Origin of the sequence: Shewanella sp. FJAT-51649 (assembly GCF_019457435.1) — a bacterium.
Lineage (GTDB): Bacteria > Pseudomonadota > Gammaproteobacteria > Enterobacterales > Shewanellaceae > Shewanella > Shewanella mangrovisoli.
In genome coordinates this window covers 1,475,530-1,493,313 of record NZ_CP080411.1, presented here as the reverse complement: position 1 = coordinate 1,493,313, position 17,784 = coordinate 1,475,530, and the positions used below count along the sequence as shown (strand labels likewise).

The 17,784-nt window shown below is 48.9% G+C and carries 14 protein-coding genes and 1 pseudogene; 5 read left to right on the top strand and 10 right to left on the bottom strand.

What is annotated here, in order from left to right:
* Positions 1 to 48: 48 nt before the first annotated feature.
* The 7 genes and pseudogenes from tnpA to pseB all read right to left on the bottom strand — a co-directional run bounded on the left by tnpA (position 49) and on the right by pseB (position 7,275).
* Positions 49 to 505 (bottom strand): annotated as a pseudogene (gene tnpA, locus K0H59_RS06765) (IS200/IS605 family transposase).
* Between the two features lie 410 nt (positions 506 to 915).
* Positions 916 to 1,548: a pseudaminic acid biosynthesis-associated methylase gene (locus tag K0H59_RS06760; RefSeq protein WP_088212022.1), complete on the bottom strand. Its 633-nt coding sequence runs from the start codon at positions 1,546 to 1,548 to the stop codon at positions 916 to 918.
* Positions 1,549 to 1,573: 25 nt separating this feature from the next.
* Positions 1,574 to 2,623, bottom strand: a complete 1,050-nt coding sequence (gene pseI, locus K0H59_RS06755; RefSeq protein ID WP_088212023.1) for a pseudaminic acid synthase — start codon at positions 2,621 to 2,623, stop codon at positions 1,574 to 1,576.
* A gap of 7 nt (positions 2,624 to 2,630) precedes the next feature.
* Positions 2,631 to 4,151, bottom strand: coding sequence for a UDP-2,4-diacetamido-2,4,6-trideoxy-beta-L-altropyranose hydrolase (gene pseG, locus K0H59_RS06750; RefSeq protein WP_088212024.1), 1,521 nt, complete (start codon positions 4,149 to 4,151; stop codon positions 2,631 to 2,633).
* Positions 4,148 to 4,840, bottom strand: coding sequence for a pseudaminic acid cytidylyltransferase (gene pseF, locus K0H59_RS06745; protein ID WP_220055041.1), 693 nt, complete (start codon positions 4,838 to 4,840; stop codon positions 4,148 to 4,150). Before pseF ends, pseG begins: the two co-directional genes overlap by 4 nt.
* Before the next feature lie 291 nt (positions 4,841 to 5,131).
* Positions 5,132 to 6,283: a UDP-4-amino-4,6-dideoxy-N-acetyl-beta-L-altrosamine transaminase gene (pseC, locus tag K0H59_RS06740; RefSeq protein WP_220055040.1), complete on the bottom strand. Its 1,152-nt coding sequence runs from the start codon at positions 6,281 to 6,283 to the stop codon at positions 5,132 to 5,134.
* Positions 6,280 to 7,275, bottom strand: a complete 996-nt coding sequence (pseB, locus tag K0H59_RS06735; protein ID WP_088212027.1) for a UDP-N-acetylglucosamine 4,6-dehydratase (inverting) — start codon at positions 7,273 to 7,275, stop codon at positions 6,280 to 6,282. The genes pseC and pseB overlap by 4 nt, the downstream gene beginning before the upstream one ends.
* 503 nt (positions 7,276 to 7,778) lie before the next feature.
* Here pseB and K0H59_RS06730 point away from each other — a divergent pair.
* Positions 7,779 to 8,258, top strand: coding sequence for a DUF2947 domain-containing protein (locus K0H59_RS06730; RefSeq protein ID WP_220055039.1), 480 nt, complete (start codon positions 7,779 to 7,781; stop codon positions 8,256 to 8,258).
* Positions 8,259 to 8,503: 245 nt separating this feature from the next.
* Positions 8,504 to 9,064 (top strand): chalcone isomerase family protein, encoded by a 561-nt coding sequence (locus tag K0H59_RS06725; RefSeq protein WP_220055569.1) that lies wholly within the window; start codon positions 8,504 to 8,506, stop codon positions 9,062 to 9,064.
* Here the strand turns inward: K0H59_RS06725 and K0H59_RS06720 are convergent, their stop codons facing one another.
* Positions 9,065 to 9,946: an autotransporter outer membrane beta-barrel domain-containing protein gene (locus K0H59_RS06720; RefSeq protein ID WP_258405915.1), complete on the bottom strand. Its 882-nt coding sequence runs from the start codon at positions 9,944 to 9,946 to the stop codon at positions 9,065 to 9,067. It abuts the gene before it with no gap.
* Between the two features lie 178 nt (positions 9,947 to 10,124).
* Entirely contained in the window at positions 10,125 to 10,745 is a 621-nt protein-coding gene (locus K0H59_RS06715) for a TetR/AcrR family transcriptional regulator (RefSeq protein WP_220055037.1), read from the bottom strand.
* 137 nt (positions 10,746 to 10,882) lie between these two features.
* Between K0H59_RS06715 and K0H59_RS06710 the strand changes: the two genes are divergently transcribed.
* On the top strand, positions 10,883 to 12,004 hold the full coding sequence (locus K0H59_RS06710) for an efflux RND transporter periplasmic adaptor subunit (protein WP_220055036.1): 1,122 nt from the start codon (positions 10,883 to 10,885) through the stop codon (positions 12,002 to 12,004).
* A gap of 2 nt (positions 12,005 to 12,006) precedes the next feature.
* Positions 12,007 to 15,087 carry an efflux RND transporter permease subunit gene (locus K0H59_RS06705; RefSeq protein WP_220055035.1) on the top strand — a complete coding sequence of 1,027 codons (3,081 nt, stop codon included), beginning with the start codon at positions 12,007 to 12,009 and terminating at the stop codon, positions 15,085 to 15,087.
* Here the strand turns inward: K0H59_RS06705 and K0H59_RS06700 are convergent.
* A complete protein-coding gene (locus K0H59_RS06700) occupies positions 15,084 to 15,317 on the bottom strand; it encodes a YdcH family protein (protein WP_088212034.1) in 234 nt (77 codons plus the stop codon). The two genes, K0H59_RS06705 and K0H59_RS06700, sit on opposite strands and share 4 nt — an antisense overlap.
* A 258-nt stretch (positions 15,318 to 15,575) precedes the next feature.
* On the opposite strand from K0H59_RS06700, the gene K0H59_RS06695 reads away from it, so the two are divergent.
* The gene (locus K0H59_RS06695; protein WP_220055034.1) at positions 15,576 to 17,579 is read left to right on the top strand and encodes a methyl-accepting chemotaxis protein; all 2,004 of its coding nucleotides are present in this window, start codon (positions 15,576 to 15,578) and stop codon (positions 17,577 to 17,579) included.
* The last annotated feature ends 205 nt before the right edge of the window (positions 17,580 to 17,784 follow it).

The window sequence follows — 17,784 nt, the reverse complement described above, 5'->3', positions numbered from 1 at the left end:
CTCTGAAAGGGTAATCCTCCGATTTTTAACCGTAGTTAAAAGTAGAGATTAAGCAGCCATCAAAGGGCTATTTCCTTTCAGCAACTTCATCGGTAGCGACAATTGAGCCTCATGCTCTGGATCTTGCTTATCTTGATGGCAAACATAGCGTCTATGATTTCCTCATTTACACCTACCGTATCAACAAAATAAGCCCTCGCGCAAAAGATATTTCCCCATATTTTTTGCGAACATGAGGGAATTCGTTAAAAACTCCGCCCTTCAATACCCCATTAATGTGGATACTTACAACTTTTTGAATATTATCACAACTAGATGCACGCGATCTATCTGGATAATTTAATTCTAAGAGCTCACAACGTTTCATATTGCATAGAATATAAATCGACCTGTATAGCTCTTTTACAAGTTTACCTTTTAGAATGTTGAATCTGTTCTTAGGCGTCCAAACGAGATGATATTTACAACGCCAGTAAACATCAGATGAACGTCTGTTATCGCCCATGTTTTCTCTTATTTGTGGTTAATAATAAAATCTCTTTTAACATGGATGTTATTCAGGCTATAGCCGGACAATCACCACCGCCAGAGGCGGTGGTTTTGGGATACCAATAAATAACCGTTAAACTATTCAGTCATACTTTTTGGAAATAAAATCTTAGACACTTTATATTGAATTTAAATATCAACATCGATATTGACAATTGAAAAAAGACAAAATTTAAAATCTAAATTTTATAAGGACTATGTTTCCTAACGGAGAAAAAGTATAACAATAATGCGAAATGGTACCCATTTAAAGACAATAAACATTTAAACATTATAGAACTTTTTAATATCTATAATAAGCCTATTATACTCGGTTACCCTCTAAGGAAACAAAGTTTTGTAAGAAAAATTGGTAGTAACTTACTATTATCCAATCTTTCTACCCCCCTTTTCAATTAGGAACCAATTAATATCATCTTGAGGAAAATTATTGTCCCTGTGATACATGAAGCCATAATCCACCAATTGTAAGTCGGGGTACTTGTCCAGCATCTCGCCAGCGAAATCCCGCTTGAACAACTTGCCACTGTGTCCACGATAGGACACTTCCACCGGTGCTGGGTTGTAGTATTCGGCGATGCAAATATAACGTTGGCTACTGTTGTACAGCTTGTCATATACCCCCTGCAACTCATCGGGGTTGATATGGATCAGTACCCCTTTTATCAGCACGAAGTCATAACGAGTTTCAGGTACGAAATCCAGTATCGACGAATGATATACGGTGAGATCCTGGAACTGCTTAAGCTGTGCAACCGCCTTCTCATTGATCTCAATTGCTGACATTTTTACCTGCGGCATGATTGAGTCGAAAGCGGCAATATTCAAACCTATATTGGCCCCAAACTCGATAAAGCTTCCGATGTTTTGCGTCCGTTGCAATACCTTGGCAAAGAAAGCGATGTTGGCGGCAACCGCCCTGGCCCCTTGGTTGCGTTTCAGGTATTCATCACCAAATTCCCCTGCCCAAAATCTTTCATGTTCAGTCTTGTAAGTCACCTTTAATTCCCCGCAAATGATATGCTTATTCTATTAACTCAAAACTTAAGGCCGTTCCTTTTGCAAGGTCATGCTTAGCCTTTCTTCCAAGCACGGCTTCATAATGCTTGGGTGCCAAGCCAAAACCCGGGCGAATGCTTCGGATATTGTCGGCGCTCAACAGCTCACCTTTGGCTATGTCTTTCACCACATACAAGGAGCGGCGAAACTTCACATTACCCAGCTCCGTCGTGGTCTTTTGGTAGTTGACCTGGCCGAGCGCCGACCACGCGGTTTTCGCATCACGGCACAGTGCCGCCAGCTCTTGGGGCTCCAATGAAAAGCTGTCATCCGGTCCACCGCCGTTGCGATCCAGAGTGACATGCTTTTCTATCACGCAGGCGCCCAGCGCCACCGCGGCTACCGCCGTCGCGTTATCTATGGTGTGATCCGAAAGGCCGGTTAACACATCAAATCGTCGGGCCATGTCCGGAATGGTCCGCAGGTTATATTCTGCTGCCGGGGCCGGATAGCCGCTGACACAGTGCAGAATAACCAATTCCTTACAACCGTTGTTTTTGGCTGTCGCAATTGCCTCTTGAATTTCGGCCTCATTTGCCATGCCGGTGGACATGATCATGGGCTTGCCGGCCTGCGCAACGCGCTTTATCAAGGGCAGATCCACCAGCTCAAACGAGGCAATTTTATAGGCAGGCGCATTCAGGGACTCGAGCAATTCAACAGCGCTGAAGTCAAACGGTGAACTAAATATGGTGATGCCCAGCTCTTTGGCCTTGTCAAATAAGGGTTTATGCCATTCCCATGGCATGTAGGCACTTTTATACAACTGATAGAGCGACTGACCATCCCAGAGCCCACCGTGCACCATGAAAGCATCGTCTTCGGAATCAAGTGTGATGGTGTCAGGCGTATAGGTCTGTAATTTGACCGCGTCTGCGCCGGCACGCTTTGCCTGGATCAGGATCTCAATTGCGTTTTCTATTTTGCCATTATGATTGGCAGACAATTCGGCAATCACATAGGGTGCATGGGACGCACCGATAAGACGGCCGTCGATACAAATTTCGGATTTCATTCCAACCTCACTTTAAGGGCTCGCGAATGAAGGTGTCGTCAGAGACTTGCCTGTAGTTTGCCGAGGAAAACAATCTCTGTGAAACCACATTCTCTTTCAAAACCTTGGCAATAATTGTCACATCCCCATGCAGGGTGTCTATCAGGGCTAATGCCTTGCCCGCAATTTTCTTTCCATATTGGGAGGGATCAATAAAAATCGAAATGACATATTCAGCCCGGGCAACCCTGTCCAATCGCACCACGCCCAGATCACTGTGGCTTTCACAATTGACTATGAAATAAAAAAAGTGTTCCGGATTGGCCAGTTGTTTTCGCATCCAGGTCTGATGCTCTTGCCAACCGGGGCTTTGGGGATTGTTGGCGTATTGGCGGGTGCTTGGATGGATCTGCCATCCATAAACTTGTTTTATATCGGCAACCGTCGCCTTGCGCAGGGTCAATGACGAGGACGTATCGTTAAGCAAATGATTCAGTTCCAGCATCACTCTTCTGGTCCCCAGTCCATCACACAGAGCGAAATTTCTGTTTCTGAAGTCACGGTAATCTGCAAGCAGAAGTTCATACTTTACAATCAACTCAGCTTCAATCTTGTCAATTTCAAGACTGATGACCGCGTTTGTCGCAACGAGGTTCTGACAGATGTCTTTCTGGTTATCCGCCAGGGGAATAATGATGCTCGGCAAACCCACGCAGGCTCTCTCCAGGGCTGTAGTGCCGGCAGCACCTATGGCCAGATCATGTTGACACATAAGTTCGGCCATGTTGTCGACATGCTCAATGTGGTTCACCCAGCCACCAGCCCGTATGCATGCCTCGCGCACCTGCTGATAATGGCGCGCATGTTTGCCCAGTAACACAGTCAACAATGGACGTTTGTCGGCGCCACTTAGGGCAAAGGCCTCTATCACCCTGAGTGTGACATTCGGCAAGTCCATCGCCCCCATAAACAGCAGTACTCTGGGACGGTTCAGGGTGGCTGGTTTACTTAACATAGCTTCTCTTGCCGCAGGAAAGTGCTCTGCCAGCAAGGCGTAGTCGCTGCCAACAAGTACCCGTTTGGCGACGCCAAGGGATACATAGGCTTGTTTCTCACGCAATAAGGTTTGGTCCAACAGCAGGTCGGCAGCGTGCGATCGCACCAAATCGTCTATGACGAATAACTTACACCCCAGTGCACCTTTAACCCATCTCTCCCATTCGATATTGATACCGTAATGATCGACTATCAGCAGCTCTATCTTTCCAGCCTGGGTGACCAGGCTTTCCGCGTCCTGCTGCCATGGGACACCCAACCAGGACGAATAATCCAGGGTTGAACCAAGGGAAGGCGCCTGCCCGGGGGCAATCAAGGCCATAACCCTGAACCCGCGTTTTTGGATAAGTTCAACCAGATCTCCCGGTTGGCGACGGCAGGCGAAGCTGACCTCATGACCTTGCTTCATCAATGCCTGCGCCAACACCAGACAACGCATGATATGGCCGCTGCCAATCAGAACGGATGCGTCGGCTCTAATCAGGATATTCATGGCCGTCCCTTTAACACAGCATATAAGGCTTCAGCACATTCCCAGTCTTCATGGGTGTCTATGTCCTGAACCTGGATTCGCGGCAGCATAACCACCCTGGAATGCGGAGCAAATATGGCGAGTCGCTGTTTAAAGGCTTCGGCCCGGCCCCAGTAAAACTGTCCCGCATCATGATAGGCTTCCTCCAAATCCTGCGATCGCCTCTGCTCAAATTCGGGAAAAAACATGCTCACCTCACCCGAATTGGATAATTTTATCGCTCTTTGGATCGGGAAGGGGAAACTGGTTGCGCTGAAAACGTACTCGACACCGGGTTGTTGTACCCGGGCCAGCCCCATTTGCAGATCACTCAGTTGAATAAAAGGAGCCGTTGCATACAGGCAGCAAACGTAACTCAGGTTCCAACTCTGCTGTTCACACCAGTCAATGGCATGCTGAATGACGTCGAGGGTAGTTGCGTGATCATCGGCGATATGTTGTGGCCTGATAAAAGGCACCTCTGCCCCATATTGCCTTGCGATTTCGGCAATGGCCTCATCGTCGGTAGACACTATAACCTTGTCAAAGCAAGCGGATGCAAGGGCAGCCTCAATAGAATAGGCAATGATGGGCTTACCGTGGAACAACCTGATATTTTTACGGGGAATACGTTTACTGCCCCCCCTTGCAGGAATAATCGCAACTTTCACTGTTTAGCTCCTGATAGTGACTCAGGGTATTTTCATAGTGAAACCATTCAATATCCCCAAGTTACTGTTATCGTTTGAGACTATGGTCCGTTCGAAACAAGTATTCTTCCTGATCCCGGCACTTGAGTCGGCTGAATAGGCCGACGATTAAACAACCAGATATTTATATTTGGCGTACTGTTACCCAGGCCACGGGACAAGAACAAAGCCATCACCATTTGGCTATTGCTATTTGCCACGCCCTGCCGGGGCCTGGCCGCTTGAGATCCTCAAAGCCCCGACATCTTCCAGTCAGGCCAACACATGGACCAATAAGCGCTGGACAATAAACTCAACCTGTTCTTGCGAGACTCCGGGATGCAGAGGCAAGGTCATGATTTCACTGTAAAACCGCTCCGCATTTGGGAAATGACCTTTGGCGAATCCTAGGCCCTGATAATAGGGCTGCAGGTGCACCGGAAAATAATGTACATGCACCTGAATGCCATCGGCTTGCATCTTCTCAAAGACGGCACGGCGCTTTGCGGGATCGGGGAGCCGAACTATTTGCAGATGATAGGCACTCAGGCTGCCGGCCAAGGGATCGACAGTCGTTACTACAGAATCAGCCAACGCACGCTGGTATTGCTCCGCCAGCCTGTTGCGGATTTCAACAAAGGTCTGCAAACGCTCCAACTGACTCAGCCCCAGGGCAGCCTGCAATTCCGTCATCCGGTAGTTAAAGCCCAACTCCTGTTGTTCATAGTACCAGGGCCCCTCATCGGACCGCTGCAGTTTCTCGACCGCTTTAGTGATGCCATGACTGCGAAAAAGGGCCATTTTCTCCGCTAACCGGGCATCTTTGGTCGTCGCCACGCCCCCTTCGGCCGTGGTAATTATCTTGACAGGATGAAAACTGAATACCGTGATATCCGAATAGCGACATGCACCTATCTTATCCCCGTCATGACTCCCCCCAACGCAGTGGGAGGCATCCTCAACCAGGCTCACACCATACTGTCTGGCAAGCGCGCCGATTGTTTTCATATCGCAACTATGCCCGGCCAGGTGCACGGGAATAATGACCTTGGGCAATCGTCCCCGGGCCTTTGCCGTTTCCAGTTTGGCCTTGAGTGCCGCGGGGCTCATGTTGCCTGTGCTTGACTCCACATCAACAAAATCCACCACAGCGCCGCAATACAATGCGCAGTTGGCCGATGCAACAAAGGTAATGGGCGAGGTCCACACCAGATCCCCGGCCCCCACCCCTAGGGCCAGACAGGCAATATGCAGCGCCGAGGTGGCGCTGTTCACCGCCACGGCATGGTCCGCATGAGTCAATTCACAAATTGCCTTTTCAAAAGCGGGTACACAGGGCCCTTGAGTCAGGTAATCAGAATTGAGAACCTCAACAACGGCTGCTATGTCCTGTGAGGAAATGTCCTGTCTGCCATATAAAATCATGCCTTGGCGTCCATACTGAGAATTTCACTTGGCGACAGAAAATGGGTGTTGGTACCTGAGTTATATTCATACCCGGCCTTCACCAATGTGCCCTTCTCACCCAACCGGTTTTGACTGTAGTCATTGTTGCCACTGAAAAACTGTATGCTGGGGGTGATCACGAAATGATCATCAAACTCCAGGGTGTGGTGAGAATCATCACTTGGACACATAATTTCGTGCATCTTTTCCCCAGGTCTGATCCCCACAATCTCTTGTTTCAAATCCGGGCCATAGGCGGTTGCCAGATCAACGACTCTGATAGAAGGGATCTTGGGAATGAAGATTTCCCCGCCCTGCATTCTGGCGAAATTTTTTAGCACAAAATTGACCCCGTCCTGCAGGGTGATCCAGAAGCGGGTCATATCCGGATGTGTAATTGGCAAAGATGTCGCGCCTTGGGCAACCAGGCCTTTGAAGAAAGGCACCACAGAACCCCGTGAACCGACAACATTGCCATAGCGCACAGCCGCGAATCGGGTTCGTCCACCCCCCACTATGTTATTGGCAGCAGTGAACAGCTTATCGGACGCCAGTTTGGTTGCCCCGTACAGATTGATAGGATTCGCCGCTTTATCTGTAGACAGCGCTATCACCTTTTCAACATTGTTGGCTATGGCCGCCTTAATCACATTTTCCGCACCATGGATATTGGTTTTGATGCATTCCATGGGGTTATATTCAGCTGCGGGAACCTGTTTGATGGCGGCGGCATGAATGACAAAATCGACATCGCGAAAAGCCTGCATAAGGCGGTCAACATCACGTACATCACCAAGAAAATAACGCATGCAGGGGGCATTGAAGCGTTGCTGCATTTCGAATTGCTTGAGCTCGTCCCGCGAAAATATAATAAGCCGCTTAGGTCGATACTCATCTAGGAGCGTTTTGACATATTTATGACCGAAGGATCCTGTGCCACCTGTTATCAAAATAGTCTTATCATTAAACATATAAACTCCCTTACAACGGCCAATAATCATTGACAAACGAAATGTTACATTAATTCATAACATTATAGTAGCATAATTTGGTCATCGAAAATGTCTACACTACACAGATTAGTGACAGACAGGGGAATGATGAACTTATTTTCTCATAACAATAATTATTATTGTGTAGTCAATGGGCAACAGAATAACCAAACGACTCATAATAATGACAGTTTGGTATCGAAAACCTATAAGGAAAGTGAATCTTTCCTAGTAATAGAAGCCACAAGCTATAACTTAAGAGCATTTCGGACCATACATAGATTTGATATGCTATACATAAGTCAACGTGCTCACAATCGGTAATATCGTACTAGAAATTTTTTCAACTGTTGAAGCTTTAGTAGAGCAAGTGAAAAGGCAATAGTTCAAATTACTGACAAAGCATATTACATATGTTTTGCCTACAAAGGCAATCAAACTATAATGCCTTATCAAAGCAACTTCCGGTTTGGAGATTTTGTTTGTCCAATAGTTATATTTCTCTCGATGAATATCGCCGTAAGTGGATTTTTAACCACAAAGACTTGCCTGTGAGCGATGAAGACAAGACTGGCATTCTGCCGCTGACGGATAAAAGCGCCATGTTGGTTTGGAATCAGTGGATTAGCAATAAAAGTAGCCGCGCCGAGCAGTTTGCTAAAGGGGATTGGGCCGCTAAAGCCAACGCATGGGTCAAAACGGATCATTGGCAGAGTGCGTGGGACAGTGAAGATAACAGTCTACCCGAGATGTTGGCCGAGTTTATCCAGTGGCCAGATGATACTCAGGTCTATTTTTGCTACGAAAAATATCAAGTGATTGAGACCCGTTGGGATGTCTTTGTTCGCAATTGGAAGTGCTTTCTGTTTTTCGATGATGGCCCAATCCTGATCTCCCCGAAGCAAAAACAAGCGGTAATGTTTGAACAAAACGGCCAATATAAATTAGGCGTTCGAGGCTAATCCCGCCAGCCAATAAGTCGAATGGGTCGAACCAATCATTCCGACTTTTTGCTTTCTTAGGGGGTTCATCAAAGAAAGCAGTCAAACTTGATTTACCTCTTTGGCGATAGCTTGGCACAGATCAGGCTATCGCTCCTCTTTGGTTTCGATTAGTATCGCTTGGCAATCAACAGATTAATCTTCGTTTGAGCCGTCAATCCCATGGATACGCTCAACGGCCATAACTAAAAAATATGAGGTGTATGATGAAGTTACTCTCAACCCTGACACTATCTACCGCTTTGCTTTTCCCGCTATTCACCCAAGCAAAAGAAGTCTCTGGTGTCCAAGTCGCCGACAGCATCACGCTCGATGCTCAGGCGCTGCAATTGAATGGCGTTGGTGTTCGCAGCAAATTCTTTATGGATTTGTATGTGGGCAGCCTGTATGTCCCCACCCCAAGCAAAACCATGACCGAAGTGATCAATGCCCCGGTTGCGGCGATTCGCCTGAATATTACGTCGGGAATGATTACGTCCGAAAAAATGCGTGATGCGATAACCGAAGGTTTTGAGCATGCGACCGCCGATAATACGACGGACATCCAGCCACAAATCGACGACTTTATGGCGCTATTTAAGGATGAAATCAAAGAAGGCGACCAATTTACCTTGGTCGCTGACAAAAGCCGTGGCGTTACCGCCTATAAAAATGGTCAAGAACAAGCCACGATTGAAGGGGAAATGTTCCGCCAAGCCTTACTCAAAATCTGGCTAGGGGAAAAACCTGCCCAGAAGAGCCTCAAAGAGGCTATGCTGGGGCAGTAATTAAAATCGGAACTCGAGATCCAAGGCGGCAGCGCCTTGGTTATCGATGTCGAGCGCCGCATGATGGGTGACTTCCAATTCACCATTAAAGTAGTAACCCGCGTAAAGATTCAGCGCTATGGCTGGCGTAGCTTGCCAACCGGCACGCAGATAACTCACCCATTCGTTCGTCTCCACCACGGTATCCTTATCGGCGACTAAAAATCGCTCGGTGCGACGTGAATTACCAAAGCCGACATTCCATGTAGGACTCACTTGATAACTCAGCTCCAAACCCGCAGGGCCACTAAACCCCGCTTGGAAGGGGTTAGCTAACCGCCAACGGTCATTAATCTGCCAACTCACCGCCAGGTAAGGCATAGTGCGCACTTCATCGATATCGTTTAAATACGCAACGCCAAAACCGAGCATATTGCCCGACTCGAAAGCATACATGGCCGAAGCCACCACACCATAACTCTGCGCATGGCTCGCCGATGCGGTATCGGCATAGGCATATTGAAGTTGTGGCGACAGCATAAAGGACCAATGCTTATCCATCCGATAGCTGAGGGATACACCCGCGCGGTAACGGTCAATATTTTCCCAGGTTTCACCCGCATCACTAAACAGGCCTGCGGTATTATTCGCCCCCGTTAAACGGATATTGCGCCAATCGTAGTCGAGCCTGTCGTAACCGACGCGCATGCCAATAGACCACTGTTTATCCAAAGGAATATTGACGCTGGCGTTGAGCAATAAGCTGTCCCGCTGCAACTCTGTATCGCCATTGGCAACCGACGCACTCTGGGTACTAATCTGCGATACGCTCAGCTTGAATGGTTTAAATTGTGCTTGTGGGCGCGCCTCAGCCGCAGAGACGGGGTTGCTTAAAAAAGCCATCAACCCCAATCCCATGCAAACTAGACCGGGTTTTATGCTGACTCGAGAATCAAGTGATGTAGTCACGCCTGCTCCTTGCGTTACTGTGAGTAATTTGTCGCGAATAATACGCTCGATTTAAAACAAAAGTTCACTCTTTTCGAAGAAGATACAAACTGATACTAACTGCTTAACGCCGTTACACTCGGTAGGCTTTCAAAAACATCTCGGCACAACCCCGAATATACTGCTCACGTTCTCCCAATAAACTCTCGGTTTCAAGCCCCAACTCTAACCTGAGTTTTAATTCACCAAACAGCATTAAACATAAACGAACCGCACAATGATGCGGCTGTGGGAAGCGATACACGCCAAGCGCTTCAACCGCCACTAAATACTTTGTCAACATTGCAAGCATATGCTGTGGCCCCGCCTCAAAAAACAATCGCGACACTTCTGGGTGGCTCTCCGATTGCGCCACACAGGCTTTAAAAACGGTAATTGCCTCAGGGCTAACAATCATCTCACCAAACTGCAGCGCAAATTCGGTGAGGGTAGCTTCGGGTTGACTTGGATCGCTGAGTAAGTCGGCATTTAGATTGTGGCCAACGCATTTGGATTCAATCGCCGCCACAAACAAATCATCTTTGCTGCCGTAGTGGGAGTACACCGTTTGTTTGGACACACCCGCCTGTTTCGCCACTTCATCCATGCTGGTATGGGGAAATCCCTGGCGGCAAAACAAGTCAATGGCCGCCACCAGCACCTGCTGTTTCTTTTGTTCACTGCGGCTCATCGGGATATCGGAGGACAGAGTCATATCTTCACTCAAGGTAGCAACATAATTAATTCGTATTAGTTAAGCATAAAATAGACTAGACAGTCCAGTTTTGCGCAACTAGACTAGCAAGTCTAGTTACATAAACTTAACCTTAAGCTTACAACGGAAGGATTCAAATGGATCGAGCTGCCCGACGTTCTTGGCGTGCATTTTACGTTTGCGTGATTGCCGTCACCACCTTAACGGCCTGTCAAAAGGAAGTGACAGAGCATAGCAATGCCACGCAATTGCAAACCGTAACGACGGCGCCACTGCGCTTGTCGACTAGCTATCAGAGTGAGCAAGTATTCACTGGCACGATCCGCGCGGGCAATACCACAGGTGTCGGCTTCGAATTATCGGGTAAGCTCAGTGAGTTAACTGTCGATAGCGGCGCTAAGGTGAAGCAAGGGCAAGTATTGGCCAAGCTCGATACCCGCTTGCTCGATGCCGAACATCAGGAGATCCAAGCCAGTCTGGCGCAAACCCAAGCCGATGTTGACCTTGCCACCAGCACCCTCAACCGCAATCTTGAGCTTAAAAAATCGGGTTATGTATCTGAGCAGTTGCTCGACGAGAACCGCACACAACTGGCGAGTCTCGAAGCCGCCAAAAAACGATTATTGGCCTCGCAGCGGGCCAACCAACTTAAACGCGATAAATCACAGCTACTAGCACCTTTCGATGGCATCATCAGCCAGCGGCAACACAATCTAGGGGAAGTGGTCGCTGCAGGCAGCCCAGTGTTTACCTTAGTCGGCAGTGTGAATACCGAGGCCTATATCGGTGTCCCAGTCGCGGTCGCTCAGCAATTCGTCAATGGGCAGAATGTGACTGTGAGCGTGCATAATCAGCAATTTACCGCAAAGATTGCCGGGATCAGTGCCGAAGTAAACCCTATCAGTCGCACCCTGCAGCTGCGGATCAGCCTGCCTTCGCATGCCAATGTGATCAACGGTGAAATCGCCTATTTGCATCAACAACAAACCGTCGAACAAGCGGGCTATTGGGTGCCAGTATCGGCACTTATCGATGGGATCCGCGGCCGCTGGAATATCTATGTAACCACGCCGCCTTCACATTCAACAACCGATAGCGCTTCAACTCATATAGAGCGTCGTGATGTCGATATCCTCTACACCACTCAAGATATGGCCTACATCCAAGGCGCCATTAAGGCGGACGAACAGTATGTGACTCAAGGCTTGCATAAGTTAGTGGTGGGCCAAGCCGTTTCTTCCATCGCGTCGACGAGGTAATCATGATTAAAGCCTTCGTCGAAAATGGTCGCTTAGTCAGCCTAGTGATCGCCCTACTGCTGGTCGCGGGATTTGGCGCTATGTCCAGTTTGCCGCGCACCGAAGATCCGCATATCACCAACCGATTTGCGTCTGTTATTACCCCTTATCCCGGCGCCTCCGCCGAGCGGGTCGAGGCGCTTGTCACCGAAGTATTAGAAAATCAATTACGTCGCCTTGAGGAAATTAAGCTTATTCAATCCACCTCAAGACCCGGAATTTCGGTGATCCAGTTGGAGCTTAAAGATACCGTCACTGACACAGACCCCGTCTGGTCCAGAGCGCGGGATCTATTAGCCGATGCCAGAAACACCCTCCCCGATGGTATGCAAACACCGACCTTAGACGATCAAGTCGGCTACGCCTACACCGCCATTTTAAGCCTAGTGTGGAACGATAGCAGTCAACCGCGGGTGGATATGCTCAACCGCTACGCCAAGGAATTACAGAGCAGGCTCAGACTCTTATCCGGCACCGATTTCGTTAAACTCTACGGCGCGCCCGAGGAGGAAATCTTGGTCCAACTCGATGGCTATAAGATGAGCCAGTTGCAATTAACGCCGGGAACCATAGCGAAAATCTTAAGCAGCGCCGACAGTAAAATTGCCGCGGGCGAGATCAATAACAATCAGTTTCGCGCCCTCGTCGAAGTCTCGGGTGAGCTCGATTCCCAAAGCCGAATTCGTCAAGTGCCACTCAAGGTGGATGCGCAGGGGCAAATTATTCGTTTAGGGGATATCGCCCACATCAGCCGCCAACCTAAGACCCCCGCTGACAGCATCGCCCTTGTCGATGGCGAGCAGGGCGTGTTTGTTGCAGCACGCATGCTCAACAATACCCGCGTCGATATCTGGCAAGGGCAAGTCAAACAGCTGGTCGATGAGTTCAATCAGGAGCTGCCGGCTAATATCAAAGTGCAATGGTTATTTGAGCAGAATAGCTACACCAGCGAACGTCTCGGCGGATTAATCGTTAACCTATTGCAAGGGTTTGTGATTATTCTGGCGGTCTTACTGCTGACCTTAGGCTTAAGAAACGCGATTATCGTAGCCCTGTCGCTCCCCCTGACCGCCCTCTTCACCTTGGCCTGTATGAAATATATCGGCCTCCCCATTCATCAAATGTCGGTCACAGGTTTAGTCGTCGCCCTGGGGATCATGGTGGACAATGCCATTGTGATCGTCGATGCCATCGCCCAGCGCCGCCAACAGGGAATGAGTCGCTTAAGCGCGGTAACTGAAACCTTACATCACCTCTGGCTACCCTTGGCAGGATCAACTATTACCACCATTTTAGCCTTCGCCCCTATCGTGCTGATGCCGGGCGCGGCAGGGGAATTTGTTGGTGGCATCGCGATGTCGGTGATGTTTGCCCTGCTGGGTTCCTATGTGATTTCCCATACTTTGATCGCGGGCCTTGCGGGACGCTTTAGCCTCGAAGGTAAACATCCTGTCTGGTACCAACATGGCATCAACGTGCCTTTAGTAAGTGGTTACTTTCAGGCAAGCCTAAGATTTGCGCTAAATCGCCCACTACTGAGCGCTACCTTTATCGGGATAATTCCCCTGCTAGGGTTTTATGCTTCCGGCAAGATGACTGAGCAGTTTTTCCCGCCGTCGGATCGGGATATGTTCCAAATTGAGCTGTATTTCGCGCCCCATGTCAGCCTCGAAAACACCTTAAACCAAGTGCAGTTGATGGATAAGCAATTGCATCAAATCGAGGGTATCACCCAAGTCGATTGGGTTGTGGGAGGCAATACGCCTTCGTTTTATTACAACTTAACTCAGCGCCAACAGGGAGCCACCAACTATGCTCAGGCCATGGTGAAAGCCAGCGACTTTGAGCGCGCCAATGCGCTTATTCCTGAGTTACAGCAAACCTTAGATAAGGCCTTTCCCGAAGCGCAGGTGTTAGTGCGTAAACTCGAGCAAGGCCCGCCCTTTAATGCGCCGGTCGAGTTAATGATTTTTGGCCCTAACCTTGAGACGTTACGCTCACTCGGTGATGAAGTGCGCAATATCTTAGCCGCCACGCCCGATGTGCTTCATACCCGCGCAACGTTGAGCGCTGGCGCACCTAAGGTGTGGTTGCAGGTGAATGAAGATGCGAGTTTGATCAGTGGCTTAACCCTGACGGATATCGCCAGACAAGTGCAAATGGCCACGACGGGTGTTATCGGCGGCAGTGTGCTCGAACAGACCGAATCGCTGCCGATTCGTGTGCGTTTGGGTGACACCAGTCGCGAGCAAGCCAGTCGCCTCTCTGAAATTCAGCTAGTGACCCCCTCTGGCACAGCTGTGCCCTTATCTGCGCTGTCCCACAATGAGGTGCAAGTCAGTCGCGGGGCGATCCCGCGGCGAAATGGCCAACGCGTCAATACGATCGAAGCCTATATCGTCAGCGGCGTCTTGCCCGCTCAAGTATTAAATGATGTAAAAGATAAAGTCGCAGCGATTTCGCTGCCAGCGGGTTATCGAATCGAAATCGGCGGCGAAAGCGCTAAACGTAATGAGGCGGTCGGTAATCTGCTCTCTAATCTGATTTTGGTTGTCACCCTGCTGCTGGCCACGGTCGTCTTGTCCTTTAACTCCTTTAGGCTCACAGCAATTATTTTACTGAGCGCATTACAGTCGGCGGGGCTTGGGCTACTTGCGGTGTATGTGTTTGGTTATCCCTTTGGCTTTCCAGTCATCATCGCCCTACTCGGCCTAATGGGGCTTGCAATCAACGCGGCAATTGTGATTTTGGCCGAGCTGGAGGATACCGAGAATGCCCGTGCGGGTGATAAAGAGGTGATTATTACTACGGTCAGCAGCTGCGGCCGTCATATCAGCTCAACCACTATCACCACGGTCGGCGGCTTTATTCCGCTTATTATTGCGGGTGGTGGCTTCTGGCCCCCCTTTGCCATCGCCATTGCAGGCGGCACCTTACTGACAACGTTGCTGTCGCTCGTTTGGGTGCCAACCATGTATCTGTTGCTGATGAAAACACGGCGCAAGGCACAAACATCGGCCTTGTCAGCCCAGACGGCATCCTAAACGAGATATTGATACAACTTATCTTTTAGGTGAAGTCGCTCTAATTTTAACGCCACGAAGTGCTCATCATCGGTGGGCACTTTGGTTAACTCTAGGGCGCGGATTTTATGGTCCAGCTCATGGTAGCGCTCCGCCATAGTAGCAAAGGTGGTATTGGTCGTTTTGAGATGCTGTATATGGTCAACAAAATCGGGAAATTCATAAATTAATGCGTGATTCTCGCCAAGCATAGTGTCACTCCTTGTTTCTGGTATCGACTTAATCGCAGTAAACCTTGGGATACTTCCATTTAGTCCCTCAACACTCGCCTTACGCCACTCTTCCTACCACTCAAATGTATATTTCTATCGACTAAAGTAAAGACTGGTCTACACTGGTATCTGTGAGCGAACTATTTATAAATAATAGAAAATCTTAGACCCATATCAAGACCACCACGTAAAAGTTCGGTTACATTAGCGTTAACCTCTACCCTATAGGATCGCACAATGAACTATAAAAATTGGCCTATTGCAAAACAGATTGGTGCACTCGCTTTTGTCCTTACCCTGATCATTTTCTGCATACTGAGTACCCTCTCCTACAAATCCGCGTCCAACGTGCTCGAAGATAAAGGCATCAGTGCCATGAAAGCCGAAATGCACGCCGTTTCCGACATGCTCGAGCTGCAATACGATAGCTTGCTGCAACTGGCAAGACGCAATGCCGATGTGTTTAAGGAAATGTACCCCGGCCAATTTAGTCGCCCAGATAAAACCGTGAATGTGCTCGGCGTCAGCACACCAGCACTACTGCATGAAAAAGAGCAAATTAATTCGTCAAAGAGTAAAGTTGACCGCTTTGCCAACCTCACTGGTGGGACCGCTACAGTGTTTGTGCGCGATGGGGATGACTTTGTGCGGATTGCAACCTCGTTAAAAAAGGCCGATGGTAGCCGCGCCCTCGGCACTTTCCTCGGTAAAACCCATCCTGGTTATCCAACGCTCATTAAAGGTGAGGTTTACGAAGGCTATGCCAAACTCTTTGGCAAAGACTATATGACAGTCTATCGCCCGATTAAGGATGCCCAAGGGCAAGTGATTGGGATCTTATATATCGGTTTTGAAATCACTCAATCCCTCACACAGTTACAGGCTGCGGTAAATAAAATCACCCTAGAAGAATCCGGTAGCTTCCTGCTGATGCGCAAAGCCGACAATGTGTTGGTCGCTAACCCTAAATTTAACGCTGGCGAACCAGTCACTGAATCCATGCTCGATGGATTAACCCTTAGCCAAGCCACACAGGATAAATCGGAGTGGCGCTACAGCAACAGTAAAAACCAACCTATGTTTGCCTACACACAAAGCGTGAATGGTTGGAACTGGATGCTGATTGGTCAAGTTAATGCGAACGAACTCAATGAAGAGAGCCTACTGTTACTGACCATCAACGCCATAGTCGCGGTCACAGGCATAGTACTCATCACAGTGCTGTTATCCTTAGTGCTGCTGCGTTCGCTGAAACCTTTACACGCTCTTCAGCAACATATGGAAATTCTCGGCAGAGGGGATTTTAGTCATCCGCTTCCCCCATCGGCTTCAGACAGCAACAACGAAGTCGATAAGATCACCACTAGCGTGTCGACCATGTCATCGGAATTGCGACAATTAATCAGTGCACTGCAAGCCTCAGTGCAAAGCATTGAACAACAAGCGTCTAAGGCACAGCGGGTTGCCAAGCAAAATGGCGAAGAAGCTCAGGCTTTGATGCAACAAACGGATCAAATCGCCACCGCGATTGAAGAAATGTCCACCTCCATCCGCGATGTAGCCAACCATGCTCAAGATGGTGCGAATCAGAGTCATCAAGTGGATATCGCCGCCAAAGAAGGCCAACAGCAACAAACCCAAGTGGTGCAGGATCTGTTGAAACTGAGCCAACAACTCAGTAGCAGCCATCAGGCCGTCGAAAAAGTCAGCCAAGAGAGTGAGGCCATCAGTAAAGTCACCGAGGTGATTAACAGCATTGCCGAACAAACCAACCTGCTCGCCCTCAACGCGGCCATTGAAGCGGCCCGCGCAGGAGAACAAGGCAGAGGCTTTGCTGTGGTCGCCGATGAGGTGCGAACCTTAGCGCAGCGGACACAATCCTCCATTCTGGAAATTTCGCAAACCATTGATAAGCTGCAATCTCAAGTGAAAACGACCACCAGCCAAATGGCGCAGAGCCACCAGCTGGGTATCGCATCGGCTAATCAAGGGGAAGAAACCGGCAAGCAGCTAGAGGAAATCACCCGCAGAATTGGCGAATTGGCGATTAGCTCACGCAATATTGCCTCGGCGACCGAGCAGCAAAGCAGTGTTGCCCAAGAGATCACCCATAATCTGCACCAGATAAGCGAACTGGCGAATGAAGGTGAGCACAGAGCGGCCGAAACCGTGAACTCGGCGAATGACCTATCCTCCCTCGCCGTCGCGCTTAAACAACAAATCAGCCAATTTAAAGCTTAACTCAAACTATTTCTTTGTTCAGATACCGCCCGCTTGGGCGGTATTTTTTTGACTTTTCAACTTAAGTTAAATCAATTCAGTTAAATCGACATGGCTAAATCACACAGCTGAATCGACTCAGCAACACCGCAGAATAAACAACCTCGCGTAATGTTTATCAAGTCGGTGCTGCACAGCCTAATGCTCGAAACCACCTGTTGGCTTT